Raw genomic sequence first — 16,903 nt, forward strand, 5'->3', positions numbered from 1 at the left:
GGAGTTCCTTGGGAGTTTGCCCCAAGGGCGGGCGACTCGGGCGGTCAGGGGTGCCTCGTGGAGCCTGTGGGACTCAGTCGGCGGGGTACAGGATGCGGTGGCACAGCCCCTTGAGCTCACCACGGGTGAGGTGTGGCAGCACGTCGGGGAGGTCTTCGAAGGCGGACTCGCCGGTGACGAGTGCGTCGAACGCGGGGTCGGCGAGCAGCTCGAGGGCGACGGCCATGCGGTCGGCGTAGGTGCGTCCGGTGCGGGCGCGCGGCGAGACGGTGCCGACCTGGCTGCTGCGGATCGTGAGCCGGCGCGAGTGGAAGGCCTCGCCGAGCGGCAGGGTGACGCGCCGGTCGCCGTACCAGCTGAGTTCGACCACGGTGCCCTCGGGCGCGAGGAGTTCCAGGGAGCGTAGGAGACCCTGTTCACTGGCGCTGGCGTGGACGACGAGGTCGCACTCGCCGAGGGCGTCCTCGGGCGGCGCGAAGTCGACGCCGAGCGCGCGGGCGGTCGCGGCGCGCTCCGGGTCGGCGTCGACGAGCTGGACGCGGACGCCGGGGTGGCGGGCGAGGAGGGTGGCGACGGAGCATCCGACCATACCGCCGCCGACGACCGCGATCCGGTCCCCGATCTGCGGGCCCGCGTCCCACAGGGCGTTGACGGCGGTCTCGACGGTGCCGGCCAGGATGGCGCGGTGGGCGGGCACGGCGTCGGGGACGACGGTGACGGCCGAGGCGGGAACGACGTACCGGCTCTGGTGGGGATACAGGCAGAAGACGGTCCGCCCGACCAGCTCGTCCGGCCCCTGCTCGACCTGCCCGACGCTCAGGTAGCCGTACTTCACGGGGGCCGGGAAGTCGCCCTCCTGGAACGGGGCCCGCATGGCGGCGTGCTGGCTCTCGGGGACACCGCCGCGGAAGACCAGGGTCTCGGTGCCGCGGCTGACACCGGAGTACAGCGCGCGCACCAGCACATCGCCGTCACCGGGCTCGGGCAGCTGCACGTCCCGCAGCTCTCCGTGGCCGGGCGAACGCAGCCAGAAGGCACGAGCTCTGAGGTCCATGTGCGTCTCCCTGAACGATCCGGCGTTTCACCACGTACGCAGCTACGAGAAGTCGCGCACAAGGTACGCGGCGAAGATCGAATCTGTCACTTGGCCGGAGGGTGAGCGGTGGCCCTGAACCACACATACGAGGCGAGGCTCTTGCAGCAGGAGACGACCGTGGGGGCGGGCGTGCAGGTGCTGCTGCTGGCCCTGCTCGGCACGGCGATCGGCATGGGCCCGGCCGGCTGGCTGACGGGCCTGGCGTTCGCGCTCGCCACCTGGGCCGTGCTCACCAGGGCCGTGCTCCGCTCCCGGCTGGCCTCCTTCGGCCCGGCCAACCGGGTGACGCTGGGCCGGTCGATCCTGGTGGGCGGGGTGACGGCGCTGGTCGCGGACTCGTTCGAGAGCGCGCCGCCGGTGGCGGTGTTCGTGGGGCTGACGGCGGTGGCGCTGATCCTGGACGGCGTGGACGGCAAGGTGGCCCGCCGCACGGGCACGTCCACGGCGCTGGGCGCGCGCTTCGACATGGAGGTCGACGCGTTCCTGATCCTGGTGCTGAGCGTGTACGTGTCCACGGCGCTCGGCCCGTGGGTGTTGCTGATCGGCGCGATGCGGTACGCGTTCGTGGCGGCGGCCCGGGTGCTCCCGTGGCTGAACGGCGAGCTGCCGCCGAGCATGGCCCGCAAGACGGTGGCGGCGGTGCAGGGCGTCGCACTGCTGCTGGCCGCGTCGGGGCTGCTGCCGTACGCGGCGAACGTGGGGGTCGTCGGGTGCGCGCTGGCGTCGCTGGTGTGGTCGTTCGGGCGGGACGTGCTGTGGCTGTGGAGTGTGCGGGGCGGCGTCACGGCCGAGTCGTCCGCCGCGATCGTGGTGGAACCGGTGGCGGAACTGGTGGCGGGCGGCTGAGCGGCGCCGCCGCCTCAGGTCGTCAGGAGCCGGCCCGTGTGGCGTCGAGCCGTCCGATGCGGGCCACGTTCTCCCGGTCCTCGGGGTCCTCGCTGGGGCGGGCGGCGAACCAGGCGTCGAGGATCTCCTTCAGGAGCGGCTCGGAGGTCAGGCGAAGGCTGAGGGCCAGCACGTTGGCGTCGTTCCAGCGGCGGGCGCCGTCCGCCGTGTACGCGTCGGTGCACAGGGCCGCCCGTACGCCCGGCACCTTGTTCGCGGCGATCGACGCTCCCGTACCGGTCCAGCAGCACACGACCGCCTGGTCGGAGCGCCCGTCGGCGACGTCGCGCGCCGCGGCCCGGGAGCACACCGCCCACTGGGGGTCGTCCCCGGGGTTCAGCGCCCCGTGGGCCAGCACCTCGTGGCCGCGGGCGCGCAGTTCCGCGACGAGGCCGCGGGCGACGGGCTCGTCCATGTCCGAGGAGACGGAGATCCGCATGTCTCGGAGGGTACCCGCTCGCACCCGCCGGGTGGTCCGGGGAACCCGCGGGGTACTCGGGCGCCGGACCGAGTCGGAAGGAGCCGGACGTGAGCGGCAGCGATCGGCTGCGGGAGTACCGCGGCAAACGTGACTTCGAGCGGACCGCCGAGCCCAGGGGCGACACCGCGGTATCCGGCGCCGAGCCCCACTTCGTGGTGCAGATCCACGACGCGAGCACCCTGCACTTCGACTTCCGGCTCCAGGTCGGCGACGTGCTGAAGTCCTGGTCGGTTCCGAAGGGCCCGTCCGCCGACCCCGGTGACAAGCGGCTCGCCGTGCCCACCGAGGACCATCCGCTGGAGTACGAGGACTTCGAGGGTGTCATTCCCGCGGGCGAGTACGGGGGCGGCACCGTGATCGTCTGGGACCACGGCACCTACCGGCCGCTCAGCCATGACCGGCGCGGGCACCCCGTGCCCTTCGAGGAGTCGCTGGAGCGCGGGCATGCCACGTTCCGGCTCGACGGGTCGAAGCTGCACGGCGAGTACGCCCTCACCCGCTTCCGCGGCGGCGAGAGGGACGGCAGGGAGGAGGCCTGGCTGCTGGTGAAGGCGGGGCGTACCGGCTCCGGCGGCCATGGGACGCCCGACCCGCGCCGGGCCCGGTCGGTCCGCAGTGGACGCACGCTCGCGCAGGTGGCCGCGGACGGCGGCGAGGGGTGAGGGGTCATGGGCGGCCCGACTTCGGACGGTGCCCGCCGAGCAGCGCCGCCGGGCCGGCGACCTGCCGGGCTGGAGGGAGCGGAGATCCGACGGCTGCGGGCGCCGGGCGGCTGCCGCCGGGCACCCGCGAGTCGCTGCTGTGCCGCGCGCTCACCCGGTCGGGGTCCGGGCGCCCGGCGCCCGACCGTCTCCGGGCCCCCGACCGGCTCAGCTGTTCCAGCTCTCGTCGTACGGGTCGCTCGGCGTCGCCACCGGCTTCGCCCGGATGACGTCGAGGTACGGGATGACCCCGCCGTTGACGGGGTCCTTGGTGCGCTTCGGGGTGTAGGTGCCGGTGACGTCGAGCCAGGAGTCGGGCTGCAGCACGGGCGGCAGCTTGCCGGTGAGGCCGATCTTGACCGGCTGGGCGTCGGCGGCGCAGCAGTTGAGTGCCATGCGGACCAGGTAGGGCGTCCCGGCGTGGTCCAGGGCGACGAACCCGGTGATCTCCACCTTCCGTCCGCCGAGGGACCGTCCGTGGCCGTACGCCGCGCGGCCCGCGTAGTCCACCAGGCCGAGTCCGACCGGATCGCCGGACGGCAGGGCCGGATAGGCCAGGGGTTGCTGGAGAGCCGTACCCGCGCGCACGGCGCTGTACGAGCCGAGCGCGGGCGGGGCGACCAGGATGAGGGCGAACAGGGGGAGGACGAGGAGCCAGGAGATCCGCGGTTCGCGGTGGGCATGGCCGTGCCCGTCGTCGTGTTCGCCGTGCTCGTCGGGGGCCTCGCCGCCTCCGGGGTGCTGGCGGGCCGCCCGCGCGCCGCGCAGTTCGTACCAGACCGTGGCGGCCGCCGCCGCGATCAGGACCGCGCCGGCCGCGAGCAGCAGCGGTTGCAGTCCCGCCTTGACGTAGCGCAGGTACAGGCCGGTGGTCCCGGCGTGCAGCAGCGCCCCGCCGACCAGGAACAGGACGGCCGCCTGCGCCTGGCGGTTCACAGCAGCACCGCCCCGGTCAGGACCGACCCGACGATGGCCAGTGCGAAGGTCGTCGGCGCGAACCGCAGCGCGAAGGAGCGGCCGAAGGTGCCGGCCTGCATGGCGAACAGCTTCAGGTCGATCATCGGTCCGACCACGAGGAACGCCAGCCGTGCGGTCAGCGAGAACTGCGACAGCGAGGCCGCCACGAACGCGTCCGCCTCGGAGCAGATGGACAGCAGCACCGCGAGCACGCAGAGCGCGAGGACCGCCACCACCGGGTTGCCGGCCGCCGTCCGCAGCCAACTCGCCGGTGCCACGGCCTTGAGGGTCGCCGCGGCCATGGCCCCGACGACCAGGAAGCCTCCGGCGTGCATCACGTCGTGCCGTACGGAGCCCCAGAAAGCGGCCCCCTTGCTCTGCCCCTCGTAGGCGGCCGACGCCGGCAGCCGCAGCCAGTCGGTGCGGCCGAGCCGTTGCCACAGCCAGCCCATCGCGCACGCCACCAGCAGGCTGGCCATGAACCGGGCGAGGACCATCTCCGGGTCGCGCGGGAACGCGACGGCCGTGGCGGTCAGCACGATCGGGTTGATCGCGGGGGCGGACAGCAGGAACGCCAGTGCCGCGGCGGGCGTCACCCCACGGCGCACCAGTGCCCCGGCGACCGGCACCGAGGCGCACTCGCAGCCGGGCAGGACCGCACCGGCCACCCCGGCGACCGGCACCGCGAGTGCAGGGCGCTTGGGCAGCGCGCGGGCGAAGAACGACGGCGGGACGAACACCGCGAGCGCCGCGGAGAGCAGTACGCCGAGGACGAGGAACGGCAGTGCCTGGACGACGACCGCGAGGAACACGGTCATCCAGCTCTGCATCACCGGCGCGCCCAGCGCCCGGCGGACCGGGCCCTGCGCGACGACCAGCACGAGCAGCAGCAGGGTCAGGCCCAGGGAGGAGTTGAACTGCCAGCCCTGCGAAGGCTCCTCGTCGTGGCCCCGGTCTACCGGGGCCGGGGGTGCTTTGACGACGGTCACGGGCGGGGTACCTCCGGGAAGGGGCGGGCGGCGCCGGGGGGGTTCCCCCTCCCCGCCCATACGTAAGTCCCGGGCGCGGTGTCTCACCGCGAACCCGGGACTTTGCCGCTCGATGACCTTTCGCTCAATGGCGTGCGGCCGTGGTGGCCGCCGTCAGCGGCCGCTTCCGTACGCCGGTTTCGTCTGTCCCCCGGCGGCCGGAGCGTGCCTGCGGCGGAACAGGGACGGCAGGCTGGGCACGGTGAGGAAGCCCTCGGCCTGTGCGCTGGCGATACCGATGCGCGGTATGTCGCGGGTGTTCTCGAACAGCACGAAGCGGGGCTCCCACACGGGCCGGTACTTGGCGTTGGCCCGGTACAGGGACTCGATCTGCCACCAGCGGGAGAAGAACGTCAGCACCGAGCGCCACAGCCGCAGCACGGGGCCGGCGCCGAGGCGGGAGCCCCGTTCGAAGACGGCGCGGAACATGGCGAAGTTCAGCGAGACCCGCTCGATACCGAGGTCGCGGGCGCGCAGCAGGAGCTCGATGACCATGAACTCCATCAGGCCGTTCTCGCAGTCCCGGTCGCGGCGCATCAGGTCGAGGGAGAGGCCGTGCTCGCCCCAGGGGACGAAGCTGAGCAGGGCCCGCGGCTCCCCTTCGCCGTCACGGCACTCCAGCATCATGCAGGACCCGTCGGCGGGGTCGCCGAGGCGGCCGAGCGCCATGGAGAAGCCGCGTTCGGTGCCGCCGTCGCGCCAGTGATCGGCCTTCTCGATCAGCTCGGCCATCTCGGACTCGGGGATGTCCCCGTGGCGGCGGATCGTCACGGTGTACCCGGCGCGCCGGACCCGGTTGTGCGCCTGCCGCACGACCCGCATGGCACGCCCTTCGAGGGTGAATTCGGCGACCTCCACGATCGCCTCGTCGCCGAGTTCGAGGGCGTCCAGGCCGTGCCGGGCGTAGATGGTGCCGGCCTCCTCGCTCGCGCCCATGACGGCGGGCGTCCAGGCGTGCCGGCGGGCCTCCTCCAGCCACTCCTCGATGGCGCCGGGCCAGGCCTCGGGATCGCCGATCGGGTCGCCGGAGGCGAGGGTGACACCGCCGACCACCCGGTAGGTGATGGCGGCCTTGCCGCTCGGTGACCAGATCACGGCCTTGTCGCGGCGCAGCGCGAAGTATCCGAGGGAGTCCCGCTCGCCGTGCTTGACGAGCAGTGCACGCAGCCGCTGCTCGTCCTCCTCGCCGAGGAGTTCGCGGCCGCGGGGGGCCCGGAAGCAGGCGTACAGCACGAGGAGGAAGGTCGCCGCGGTCAGCACGTTGATGGTGATGTCCACCCAGCGCGGGGCGTACACGTGCTCGATGTGGTCGGCGAGGGGTCCGACGCTGACGCCGCGCAGCAGCGCGTACACGATCTTGTCCGTGAAGGACGCCGAGGCTCCGGAGTGCGCCTTGTTGGTGGCGTCCACCAGCAGGGTGCCGATGGTGCCGCTGACGACGATGCCGCAGGCGGCGACGATCAGCGCGAGCTTGGGGTTGGAGCGGTCGCCCACGGCCCGGAACTCCTTGCGGCCGAGCAGCAGCGCGACCACGAACAGGCCGGTGAGCAGGGCGGAGATCCAGTTGAAGACGTGCCGGTTGTACGTGTGCTGGGTCAGGGCGGCCGCGTAGAGCGCGAGCAGCGGGCCGGCGAGCAGCACGTTCACGATCCACGCCGCCCGCTTGCGGCGTCGCATGACCGTGGCCAGGAACAGGGCGAGGACCGCCGAGACCAGGCCGGCCGTGGCCAGGTAGGGGGTGAAGAACTGACCGCCGTTGTGCTCGTGGACCTCCTCGCGGAAGGGCAGCGAGAGGACGGCCACGATGTTCAGCAGGGCCATCAGCCGCAGGTACCAGACCGTGGCGACGGCCGCCCCGGGACCCAGGCGCGCGGGCAGGGAGGGTCCCTCCCCCGCCGTGCCCTGCGGACGCCGGGCGCGCTGCTGGACGATCTCTGCTTGTTGCTGTGCGGGCACCGCGATGACTCACCTTGACGAGTAAGAGGCCGGAGCGACCGGCGTGGATGGAAGCAATCTGATCGACCCTACATTTCGTAAGGGTAACGGTGACTCTTCCCGGGGTAGGAGTCCGGCAAGGACGAATCCCAGCCCCGCGGGCCCGGCAGGGGCGGCGCGGGGTACTCGCCGCGGGGCGAGAGGTTCACCGGGACGAGAGCCCGACCAAAGTCTACGGGGCTCTCTCCTCGGCGTGCTCGAGACCGGCGCGTTCGACGTCCGCCTGTTCGAGCAGGAACGGCACGATCGCCCGCTCGAGCAGGGCCCGCTCCCAGACCTCGCGGGCCCGGCGCACCCGGGGATCGCGTTCCGCGGGGTCGCCGTCGCCGCGGCGGGCCCGGGCACGGGCCGCCAGGAGCCAGCCGAGGTCCCCCAGGGCGGCTCCCGCCGTCACGACGGCGGCGATCACCCCGGACATCACGAGTCCGTCGCCGATGTGCGGGCGCACGGCGAAGGCCCGCAGCCCGAAGCCGCACAGCAGGAACACCCCCGTGGCGGCGGCTCCGAGGCTCGGTACCAGGACCGCGAGCGCGGGCAGGAGCCTTTTCTGCATACGATCGCCGTCGTGCTCCTCCCCCTCCGGCGCGTCGCGGCCGGCGGCCGCGGCCCGCAGGGCGAGGTAGTGGTCGTACTCGTCGGCGGCGGTCCCGGCGAGGCGGTCGCGTGCTTCCAGCGCCCGCGCACGCAGCCGCTCGCGCACCGGTCCCGCGCAGGTGGCGCCGATCGCCGCCACGGTCCGCGGATGGCCGAGAGCCCGGTCCAGCAGCCGTTCGAAGATCGGGCCGCCCGCTGGTGACGGCTCCTCGGACTCCCGCACAGATCCCCCGATCGGCGCTCAACGGGCCGGCCGATACCGACCGGCGGACGGACGGGCCAAACCCTACAACATGTAGGACATCCGCACGGGCCAGAGCGCGAACACCGGACACCGGCCGGGGCGGTGCGTTCATACGGTCAGTGCTCCTCGGCGGGCTCGGCGTCCAGGCCCGTGCACGCCAGCTTGCCGTCCACCCTGGCGCACGCCTCCACGTCGTCGGGCGACGTCACGGCGAGCATGGGGCTCGCCGAGCCGCCGGAGCCGTCTCCCGGATACGCCGCGGAGAGCACGTCCCGCCCCTTGCGGACGGAGATGACGCGGGCGTCGGAGGCCGCCGCGTCGACCTCGGCCCAGGCGGTGCCGCAGGCCGGGGAGTACTCGAGGCGCACCGCGTAGGAGGTGTCGCGGACCTTGCTCTTGGTCTGCGCGTCCCGGTCGCAGGCGGACACGTCGGGCAGCTGTCCCTGGCAGGCGTCGCCCCGGCACCGGGGCGAGGCCGCGGCGAGGCGCCCGCCCGGCGCACCGGAGCGGTCCGCGGCGAGGAGGGCGACGGCGACCGCGGTGACGGTGACGATCAGCGCGACCGCCGAGAGCGGCAGCCTGCGGAGCCGGGCGGCGTGCGATGGGGGGCCGTCGTGCGGCGGGGTGTCCGCGGTCGGCGGGCGGTCGGCCGCCTCCCACAGGGCCAGCACCGGGCCGGCGTCGGCACCGGCGAGTGCGGCGAGCGCCTCGACCGCCGAACGAGGGGGCCGCTGGGCGCCGTTGAGATAGCGGTGCCAGGCGGACTTGCTGTACGGGGTGCGTGTGGCCAGGGCCGCGAGACTGAGACCGGTGCGCTCCCTCAGATCGCGCAGCGTGGTCACGAACGCCTCGTCCGTCTGTGCGGGCGGTACGGCCGGGGGACCGCACGGCGCCGCCGTCCGTGCCGCGCCGGCTTTCACGGTCTCGATCCTTGGGGCTGTCGCATGACCTGTCCCTCAACACCTAATCCTGTTTGGGTGGTTCGCCCTGGTTGTCGAGATGTGTTCCCGGGGGTGCGGTGTCGCCACACATCGGGACCGGTATGAGAAATGTCCGGTCGCCGGGGCGGAACGCGCCGGCGGCCTGCCCGGTCACGCGCGTGACCGGGCAGGCCGCCCCTTGGAGGGGAGAGCGATCGGCTTGTCAGCACCAGGGCAGGGCGCCCCGCGTGTGGACGTAGCGGGCGGAGACGTACCCCCGGTTGCCCGACAGTTTGTACCAGCGCGGGTTGCCGAGGACGTACGAGCCGTTCTTCTTGCAGACGAGGACGAGGCGGCCGTTGACATGACGGTGGCCGACGACGCGGTAGCGGAAGCCGGGACCGGAGCGGACGTTGAGCCCGAGGTGACGTGTGGCGACGTACCCCACGACGCGGACGGCGCGCCGGTGGTGGACGACGTGCGTGACGTGCCGGGTGTGGCGGGCGGGCTGCGAGCACCGTGCGGAACGGTGCGCGCGGTGCCGGGCCGGGACGGGGAGCGGGATGTGCGGGCGGTGCGGGACCGTCCGGACGACCGGCGCCGGGGTGGGCCGGCCCCCGTCGGCGGCGACGGCGGCCGTGGGCACCAACGCGAACAGCGCGACCGCGGCCACCAGGCCGCTCTGCAGTGTCCGGCGAATCATGGGAACCTCCGTGCTGACGATGCCGATCACGGTCTGCGTGATCTCATGTCGCCCAGCGTTTCCGCGCCGAGGGCCGGGGATTCCGTCCCGTTGTGCCAGGGATACGGGGGACGTCCCGTGGGACGAGGGGCGACGACGAGCCATCGGGACGCGCCAGCAGGCGGCGCTCGCGGCCGTGCGGTCGTGACAGGCGGGAGGAGCCTGTACACATCACCGGCATCCAGGCTCGGCCGACCTCACCGACGACGGGATGTCCGAAATGAGTGATTAGCACCTTATAGGGAGATAGCCTCTAAAAGTACGTACGCCCACCTTCCCCGAGGAGGGCGGCGGAGCAGCCCCGCGGGGGTCGCGAGGGGAGTGATGCACATGGTCGTGGACGATGGCATCGACCTCGCCCCGCTTCGCGAGCGGTTCCTGCAGGGTGGGAGCGTCGAGAGCGGCGTACGGAGCATGATCCTCAACTCCTGGCGGCGCTCCGTCCTGCTGGGCCTCTCCCCCGACCGGGCCGACCTCCCCTACCGTCCGGACGTCGACACGGACGCACGGCTCGTCCGCGCGGCCGACCCCGTGCTCGACTGGCTGCAGTGCCGGTTCGCCGGCAGCCGGATGAACATTGGGTTGACCGACGCGGAGGGCACGGTGCTCGCCCGTCGCTTCGGGCAGCCGTCGCTGCCGCGCAGGCTGCCCCCGTTCCAGGTCGTCCCCGGATTCGTGTTCGCCGAGGAGGTGGCGGGCACCAACGGCATCGGTCTCGCCCTGGCGGAGCGACGGCTGTGCCGGCTGTACGGCGCGGAGCACTTCGCCGAGCGGTCGCAGGACAACGCCTGTGCGGCCACCCCGATCCGGGACCTGCTCAGCGGACGTATCGAGGGCGTCCTGTGCTTCGGCTGCGCCCGCACCGACGCGAGCCTGATCACGGACGTCCTGATCGCCAAGGCCGCCCGCGCGATCGAGCGCCGCCTGCTGGAACAGAGTTCGGCGCGCGAACGTGCCCTGCTTCAGGCGTACCTCGCCGCCCGGCGCCGCGCCGCCGTCGGTGCGCAGATGCCCGGCACCGCGGGCATCGGCGTGGACGAGCCGCCCCTGAGCGGGCTGGCCGGGCGCGACCGGGTGACCGTCCAGGAGAAGGCCGCCGAGTTGATCTCCACGGCTCAGCGCGGCGCGGTCGATGTGGTCCTCTCCGAAGGCCGCCGGCTCACCCTGCTGAGCCATGTGGTGACCGGCCCCGGCGGCATGGAGGGCGTCGCCGTCGAGGCGGTCCTGGACGAGGACGGCCTCGGGCCGGGGCTCACCCTGCCCGGCGAGCCCCGCGCCCTCGCCCCGCGGGACGCGCTCGCCGTTCCCGTGCCCCGGAGCCTGCCCGGTGTGCCGCCCAGGACGTCCGGGCGCGTGAGAGTCGGTTCTCCCGAACAGTCGCCCGAGCAGCTCCGCGAGGGTGAACCCGCGCCGGCGACCGCCGACGGCCGGCTGGTCCTCGTCGGGGAGCCCGGCGTGGGAACGTACGCCATGGCGGCGCGCCGCCGTCTGGAGCTGCTGTCCGAGGCGAGCGCCCGTATCGGTACCACCCTGGACGTGCGCCGCACGGCCCTCGAACTGGCCGAGATGGCCGTACCGCTTCTCGCGGACCACATCGTCATCGACCTGCCCGAGGCCGTCCTGAGCGGCGAGGAGGCGGCCGACCCGCGCACCGGCATGGTGCGCGCGGTGAGTCACGGCACCCGCGACGACCTCCCCTTCTACCCGGTCGGCGCGCGGGTCGACCCGCGCCCCTCGACACCCCAGTCCCGGGCCCTGGACCGCGAGCAGGCCGTGCTGGTACCCGATCTGAGGGTCTCCACCGGCTGGATCTCCCAGGAGCCCGCGCACACCGAACGCCTCGTCGCCCTCGGCGTCCACTCCCTGGTCGCCGTCCCGCTGCTCGCCCGCGGCGTCGTCCTCGGCGTCGCCGGCCTCTACCGTTGCGCGACCCCGTCGCCCTTCGACGACGACGACCGCTCGCTGGCCCAGGAGCTCGCCACACGCGCCGCGATCTGCATCGACAACGCCCGCCGCTACACCCGCGAGCACACCATGGTCCTGGCGCTCCAGCGCAGCCTGCTGCCGAACCGGCTGCCGGAGCAGAACGCCCTCGAGATCGCGCACCGCTACCAGCCCGCCGAGTGGGAGGTCGGCGGGGACTGGTTCGACGTCATCCCCCTCTCCGGAACCCGGGTCGCGCTCGTCGTCGGCGACGTGGTGGGCCACGGCCTGCACGCCGCGGTCACCATGGGCCGGCTGCGCACGGCCGCGCGCAACTACGCCGAACTCGACCTCGCCCCCGACGAGGTCCTCACCCACCTCGACAACCTGGTGAGCCGCATCGACCGGGACGAGACCGACTGCCGCTCCACCGGCACCATCGGCGCGACCTGCCTGTACGCCGTCTACGACCCCATCTCGCAGCAGGTCGCACTGGCACGCGCCGGCCATCTGCCGCCCGCGCTGGTACACCCCGACGGCAGCGTGGCGTTCCCCGACCTGCCCGCCGGCCCTCCTCTGGGCCTCGGCGGCCTGCCGTTCGAGTCCGTCGAGATCCCCGTTCCCGAGGGCAGCGAACTCGTCCTGTACACCGACGGGCTCGTCGAGGACCGCGAGCGGGACCTGGACACCTCCTTCGAGCTGCTGCGCCGGGCGCTGGCGCAGCCGGACCACACCCCGGACGAGACCTGCCGTGCGATCCTCGCCACCGTGGCGCCGGAGCACCCCGAGGACGACATCGCGCTGCTGGTCGCCCGCACCCGCGCACTGGATCCGCGCCGGGTCGCCGACTGGTCGCTGCCCGCCGACCCGGCCCGCGTCAAGGACGTCCGCGCCGCCGCCATCCGCCGCCTGGCCGACTGGGGCCTGGACGAGGTGTCGTTCACCGCGGAACTGCTGCTGAGCGAACTGGTCACCAACGCCGTCCGTTACGGCAGCGGCCCCATCCGCGTACGCCTCATCCACGACCGCACCCTGATCTGCGAGGTCGCCGACACCAGCGACACCGCACCGCACCTTCGCCACGCGGCCACCTACGACGAGGGCGGCCGGGGCCTGTTCCTCGTGGCGCAGCTCGCCCAGGCCTGGGGCACCCGCTACACCGCCGAGGGCAAGGTCATCTGGGCGGAGTGCGCCCTTCAGGCGCCGTCGGGCGGGCCGCCGGAGGCCACGCCGCACGACATGGACGGAGGGGACCTCGCTGGCCCGGCATGACGTCCCGGAGTTCGCCGCGAACGACAGCGGTGCGGAACCCCTCCTGCGCATCCGGGGGCTCGGCAAGCGGTTCGGCGGCACGCTCGCGCTGGACTCGGTCGACCTCGATGTCCACCGGGGCAGCGTCGTCGCGCTGCTCGGTCCCAACGGCGCCGGCAAGTCCACCCTCATCAAGGTGCTCGCCCAGGTGCACCGCCCCGACGAGGGAGACGTGACGGTGGCCGGACACCCGCTCGGCACCCACGCCGCCTCACGGGCCATGTCCTTCATCCACCAGGACCTGGGGCTCGTCGGATGGATGACGGTCGCGGAGAACATCGCGCTGGGCACCGGGTACCCGCGGCGCCTCGGAATGATCTCGTGGCGGCGGACACGCGAGCGTGGCGCGGAGGCCCTGGAAACCGTCGGCGGCCATCTCCACCCGGACGCCCGGGTCGCCGACCTCGGCCGGGCCGAGCGCTCGCTGGTGGCGATCGCCCGCGCGCTGTCCACCCGCGCCGCGCTGATCGTGCTCGACGAGCCCACGGCGAGCCTGCCCGCGACCGACTGCGCACGCTTGTTCGACGTATTGCACGCCCTGCGCGACCGCGGTCACGGCATCGTGTACGTCAGCCATCGGCTCGACGAGGTGTACCGGGTGGCCGACCGCTTCGCCGTGCTGCGCGACGGTCGCGTCGTCAGCCGGGGCCGCCTCGCGGACCATCCCCCGGCGCGTCTGGTCCGGGACATCGTCGGACATGAGCACGACCTCCACCCGCCTGCGACCGGCCCCGCGCACGGACCGGACGACCACCCGCCCACGACCGGTCCCGCACACGGACCGGCAGTCCATCGGCCTGCGACTGCACGCGGGCACGGACCGGTCGTGCTCCGCCTGGAGGAGGTCCGCACCGAGACCGCGGGGCCGGTCAGCCTCCAGCTTCGGTCCGGTGAGCTGCTGGGCGCGGCCGGGCTCACCGGCGCCGGTCACATGGCTCTGGGGCGGGCGCTCGCCGGCTCGGGGCCGATCCTCGGCGGACGCGTCCTGCTGGACGGCCGCCCCTACCGCCCCCGCACGGTGGCCGCCGCCGTCGACGCCGGGGTCGGCTTCGTGACCGACGACCGGCAGGAGGAGGGCTGCCTGCACGACCTCACCGTCCGCGAGAACCTCCTGGCAAACCCCCGGGCGGAGGTCCCGCGCGCGCCTCGCTGGATGAACCCGCGGCACGAGCGCGCCACCGCCCTGGCCCTGCTCGACCGGTACGGGGTGCGGCCCCGCGACACCGAGGCCCGGATCGACACGCTGTCCGGCGGCAACCAGCAGAAGATCATGGTGGGCCGGTGGCTCAGGCTGGGCCGGCGTCTGCTGGTGCTGCAGGAGCCGACCGCCGGCATCGACGTCGGCGCGAAGGCGGCGATCCACCGCCTGCTCGACGAGGCACTGGCCTCCGGCGCGGCGGTCCTGCTGTGCTCCACGGACTTCGAGGAGGTCGCCCACGTGTGCCACCGTGCCCTGGTCTTCGCCCGCGGGACCATGGTGGCCGAGCTGACCGGCGGGGCCCTCACGGTCCCGGGACTGACCCGCGCGGCGTCGGCCATGCCCGGGATCACCGGAACGGCCACGGAGCGATGACCGGCCCCGCCCCGCGGTCCCCACGCGGCCCGTCCCGCCCGCCCCGCCGGCGCTCGGCCCGTGCGCGAGGCCACGTCATCGGCGCCTACGGCCTGCTGCTCCTGACCGCCCTGCTGTTCCTCGTCTTCTCCCTGGCCCTGCCGGGCACGTTTCCGACGCTGGACAACGTCTCCTCGATCCTCTCCAACCAGTCGGTGTCGGCGACCCTCGCGCTGGGCGCGACGATTCCCATCGCCACCGGCCGGTTCGACCTGTCCATCGGATACGGCCTGGGCCTCGCCCATGTGATGGTCCTGCACTTGATGGCGGCCGACGGCTGGCCCTGGCCCGCGGCCTGCATCGCCGTCGTCGTCGGCGGCGGGGTCGTCGGCGTCTGCAACGGCCTGCTGGTCGAGTTCGCCCGGATCAACTCCTTCATCGCCACCCTCGGCACGGGCACGGTGATGTACGGGATCACCGGCTGGGTCACCGGCGGCGCGCGGATCGTACCCGGCCCGGCGGGCCTGCCGCCCGCCTTCACCGGCCTCTACGACGCCACGTTCCTCGGCCTGCCCCTCCCCGCCTTCTACGTCCTGGCGCTGGCCGTCCTGCTCTGGCTGCTGCTGGAACGCCTGCCGCTCGGCCGCTACCTCTACGTCATCGGCTCCAACCCGCGCGCCGCCGACCTGGTCGGCATCCCCGCCCGCCGCTACGGCGTCTACGCCTTCACCACCTCCGGGCTGGTCGTCGGCGCCGCGGGAGTACTGCTGGCGGCGCAGCAACAGCTCGGCAACCCGAGCGTGGGCATGGACTACCTGCTCCCCGCCTTCGTCGGCGCGCTTCTCGGCTCGACCGCCATCAGGCCGGGCCGCGCCAACGCCGCCGGAACCCTCGTCGCCGTCGCGGTACTGGCGATCGGTCTGGCCGGAATTCAGCAGCTCGGCGCGGACTTCTGGGTCACACCGCTGTTCGACGGCGGCACCCTGCTGCTGGCGGTCGGCCTGGCGGGTTACGCGGCGCGCCGCCGCGTCCGCGCGGCCGCAGGGGACTGCCGCCCCACGCGGATGACCGGCGAAGACCCGCCGCGCCCTCCTTGAGTGACCGCCTCGACGCGACCGAAAGCGGGAAACTGTGCACGTGAACCGCACAACCGCCGTCGGCACCGCCGCCCTGGCGGTCGTCGTCGTCCTCGCCGCCGGCTGCGAACGCGGATCGCCGCCGGGCACCCGGACCTCCGTCGAGCCGTCGGCGTCCGGCTGCCCGGCGGCCTTCGCCCGGGCGCAGTCGGCCGTACGCCGGGCCGAGCAGCCCCACACCGCCTGGAACGGCCCCACGACCGGCCCCAGGGCGGTGCGAGGCCGGACGATCGTCTACGTCGCGCAGACGATGACCAACCCGGGCGTCGCCGGCACGGCGAACGGCGCGCAGGAGGCTGCGAAGGTCATCGGCTGGAAGTTCACGGTCATCGACGGAGCGGGCACACCGGCCGGCATCCAGGCGGCGCTGAGCCAGGCGATCGCGCTCAAGCCGTCGGGCATCGTGCTGGGCGGCTTCGATCCCGGCTCCACGGCTCAGCAGGTGGCCAGGGCCAACGCGGAGGGCATCCCGCTGATCGGCTGGCACGCGGTGGACAGGCCCGGCCCGAGCGCGCGACCCCGGCTCTTCACGAACATCACCACCAGGGTGGAGGACGTCGCGAGGACCACGGCGGACTGGATCATCACACACTCCGGCGGCCGGGCGGGCACCGTGCTGTTCACCGACGACTCGATCCCGTTCGCGAAGAACAAGGCGGACTTGATCAGGAAGGAGCTGTCGACCTGCGCAGGCGTCCGTCTCCTGTCGTACGAGAACATCCCGCTCCCGGACGCGAGCAGCCGCGTGCCCCAGGAGGTCTCCTCGCTGGCGGCCCGCCTGGGCGACCGCTGGACCCACTCGGCGGCCATCAACGACCTCTACTTCGCGGACGCCGCCCCGGCCCTGCGCGCCGCGGGCAGGAAGGGCTCGGGTCCTCCCTTCAACATCGGCGCGGGAGACGGGGATCCGTCCGCGTTCGAGCGCATCAGGAACGGCCGGTACCAGGCGGCGACGGTCCCGGAACCGCTCACGCAGCAGGGCTGGCAGATCGTGGACGAGTTCAACCGGGCGTTCGCGGGGGCTCCGGCGAGTGGGTACGTGGCTCCGGTGCATGTGGCCACGGCACAGAACATCGGAGCGGCGACGTCGTGGGATCCGGTGGGGTATCGGGACGCTTATCGGGGGATCTGGGGCACGTAGCGGACTGTGTCAGCCGCGCGGCAACTCGCCCGCCTCCTCCGGAGCGAGCAGCGGTGGTTCCGTGTCCCAGCCCGGGAAATGAGTGGGCACGCCGGGTCTGCGGTGCAGCGCGAGGGGCTTCCACGCGGCCGTTTCCCTCGGGCCGCGACTCACCTCCTGGGCCCCCGCCTCGCGACGTGCTTGATCTGGGCAATCCT

General features: G+C 73.4%; 14 protein-coding genes. 6 read left to right on the top strand and 8 right to left on the bottom strand.

All coding sequences use genetic code 11. The features are described from left to right. Window positions 1-73: 73 nt before the first annotated feature. Entirely contained in the window at window positions 74-1,054 is a 981-nt protein-coding gene (locus AC5WS8_RS03625) for an FAD-dependent oxidoreductase (protein ID WP_496101760.1), read from the bottom strand. A 108-nt stretch (window positions 1,055-1,162) separates the two neighbouring features. Between AC5WS8_RS03625 and AC5WS8_RS03630 the strand changes: the two genes are divergently transcribed. Next, window positions 1,163-1,942: a CDP-alcohol phosphatidyltransferase family protein gene (locus AC5WS8_RS03630; protein WP_496101761.1), complete on the top strand. Its 780-nt coding sequence runs from the start codon at window positions 1,163-1,165 to the stop codon at window positions 1,940-1,942. A gap of 22 nt (window positions 1,943-1,964) precedes the next feature. Here AC5WS8_RS03630 and AC5WS8_RS03635 read toward each other — a convergent pair whose 3' ends face one another. Beyond that, window positions 1,965-2,420: an RpiB/LacA/LacB family sugar-phosphate isomerase gene (locus AC5WS8_RS03635; protein WP_496101762.1), complete on the bottom strand. Its 456-nt coding sequence runs from the start codon at window positions 2,418-2,420 to the stop codon at window positions 1,965-1,967. A gap of 89 nt (window positions 2,421-2,509) precedes the next feature. Between AC5WS8_RS03635 and AC5WS8_RS03640 the strand changes: the two genes are divergently transcribed. After that, window positions 2,510-3,124 carry a DNA polymerase ligase N-terminal domain-containing protein gene (locus tag AC5WS8_RS03640; protein WP_496101763.1) on the top strand — a complete coding sequence of 205 codons (615 nt, stop codon included), beginning with the start codon at window positions 2,510-2,512 and terminating at the stop codon, window positions 3,122-3,124. A gap of 207 nt (window positions 3,125-3,331) precedes the next feature. On the opposite strand, the gene AC5WS8_RS03645 is transcribed toward AC5WS8_RS03640, so the two are convergent. The 6 genes from AC5WS8_RS03645 to AC5WS8_RS03670 form a co-directional block, all read right to left on the bottom strand. Further along, window positions 3,332-4,099, bottom strand: a complete 768-nt coding sequence (locus AC5WS8_RS03645) for a TIGR03943 family putative permease subunit (protein ID WP_496101764.1) — start codon at window positions 4,097-4,099, stop codon at window positions 3,332-3,334. Then, window positions 4,096-5,109 carry a permease gene (locus AC5WS8_RS03650; RefSeq protein WP_496101765.1) on the bottom strand — a complete coding sequence of 338 codons (1,014 nt, stop codon included), beginning with the start codon at window positions 5,107-5,109 and terminating at the stop codon, window positions 4,096-4,098. The genes AC5WS8_RS03645 and AC5WS8_RS03650 overlap by 4 nt, the downstream gene beginning before the upstream one ends. 153 nt (window positions 5,110-5,262) lie before the next feature. Beyond that, window positions 5,263-7,104 carry a phosphatidylglycerol lysyltransferase domain-containing protein gene (locus AC5WS8_RS03655; protein ID WP_496101766.1) on the bottom strand — a complete coding sequence of 614 codons (1,842 nt, stop codon included), beginning with the start codon at window positions 7,102-7,104 and terminating at the stop codon, window positions 5,263-5,265. A 211-nt stretch (window positions 7,105-7,315) separates the two neighbouring features. Further along, window positions 7,316-7,960: a hypothetical protein gene (locus AC5WS8_RS03660; RefSeq protein WP_496101767.1), complete on the bottom strand. Its 645-nt coding sequence runs from the start codon at window positions 7,958-7,960 to the stop codon at window positions 7,316-7,318. A 137-nt stretch (window positions 7,961-8,097) separates the two neighbouring features. Next, complete coding sequence (locus AC5WS8_RS03665; RefSeq protein ID WP_496101768.1) at window positions 8,098-8,901, bottom strand: helix-turn-helix domain-containing protein; 804 nt, start codon at window positions 8,899-8,901, stop codon at window positions 8,098-8,100. A gap of 223 nt (window positions 8,902-9,124) precedes the next feature. Beyond that, the gene (locus AC5WS8_RS03670; RefSeq protein WP_496101769.1) at window positions 9,125-9,604 is read right to left on the bottom strand and encodes an SH3 domain-containing protein; all 480 of its coding nucleotides are present in this window, start codon (window positions 9,602-9,604) and stop codon (window positions 9,125-9,127) included. Between the two features lie 369 nt (window positions 9,605-9,973). Here AC5WS8_RS03670 and AC5WS8_RS03675 point away from each other — a divergent pair, with 369 nt between their 5' ends. Genes AC5WS8_RS03675 through AC5WS8_RS03690 form a run of 4 tightly spaced genes read left to right on the top strand, consistent with a single transcriptional unit; the run spans window position 9,974 to window position 16,706 of the window. Then, entirely contained in the window at window positions 9,974-12,838 is a 2,865-nt protein-coding gene (locus AC5WS8_RS03675; protein ID WP_496101770.1) for a SpoIIE family protein phosphatase, read from the top strand. Next, window positions 12,825-14,450: a sugar ABC transporter ATP-binding protein gene (locus tag AC5WS8_RS03680; RefSeq protein ID WP_496101944.1), complete on the top strand. Its 1,626-nt coding sequence runs from the start codon at window positions 12,825-12,827 to the stop codon at window positions 14,448-14,450. The genes AC5WS8_RS03675 and AC5WS8_RS03680 overlap by 14 nt, the downstream gene beginning before the upstream one ends. After that, on the top strand, window positions 14,447-15,526 hold the full coding sequence (locus tag AC5WS8_RS03685) for an ABC transporter permease (RefSeq protein ID WP_496101771.1): 1,080 nt from the start codon (window positions 14,447-14,449) through the stop codon (window positions 15,524-15,526). Before AC5WS8_RS03680 ends, AC5WS8_RS03685 begins: the two co-directional genes overlap by 4 nt. Before the next feature lie 34 nt (window positions 15,527-15,560). Beyond that, entirely contained in the window at window positions 15,561-16,706 is a 1,146-nt protein-coding gene (locus AC5WS8_RS03690) for a substrate-binding domain-containing protein (RefSeq protein ID WP_496101772.1), read from the top strand. Window positions 16,707-16,903: the final 197 nt, after the last annotated feature.

Source organism: Streptomyces sp. PTL18, from assembly GCF_059510295.1.

Bases quoted from the DNA above. Each gene is read 5' to 3' on its own strand.
- AC5WS8_RS03675 (WP_496101770.1), top strand. From the start codon at position 9,974: ATGGTCGTGGACGATGGCATCGACCTCGCCCCGCTTCGCGAGCGGTTC.
- AC5WS8_RS03670 (WP_496101769.1), bottom strand. From the start codon at position 9,604: ATGATTCGCCGGACACTGCAGAGCGGCCTGGTGGCCGCGGTCGCGCTG.
- AC5WS8_RS03685 (WP_496101771.1), top strand. From the start codon at position 14,447: ATGACCGGCCCCGCCCCGCGGTCCCCACGCGGCCCGTCCCGCCCGCCC.
- AC5WS8_RS03625 (WP_496101760.1), bottom strand. From the start codon at position 1,054: ATGGACCTCAGAGCTCGTGCCTTCTGGCTGCGTTCGCCCGGCCACGGA.
- AC5WS8_RS03635 (WP_496101762.1), bottom strand. From the start codon at position 2,420: ATGCGGATCTCCGTCTCCTCGGACATGGACGAGCCCGTCGCCCGCGGC.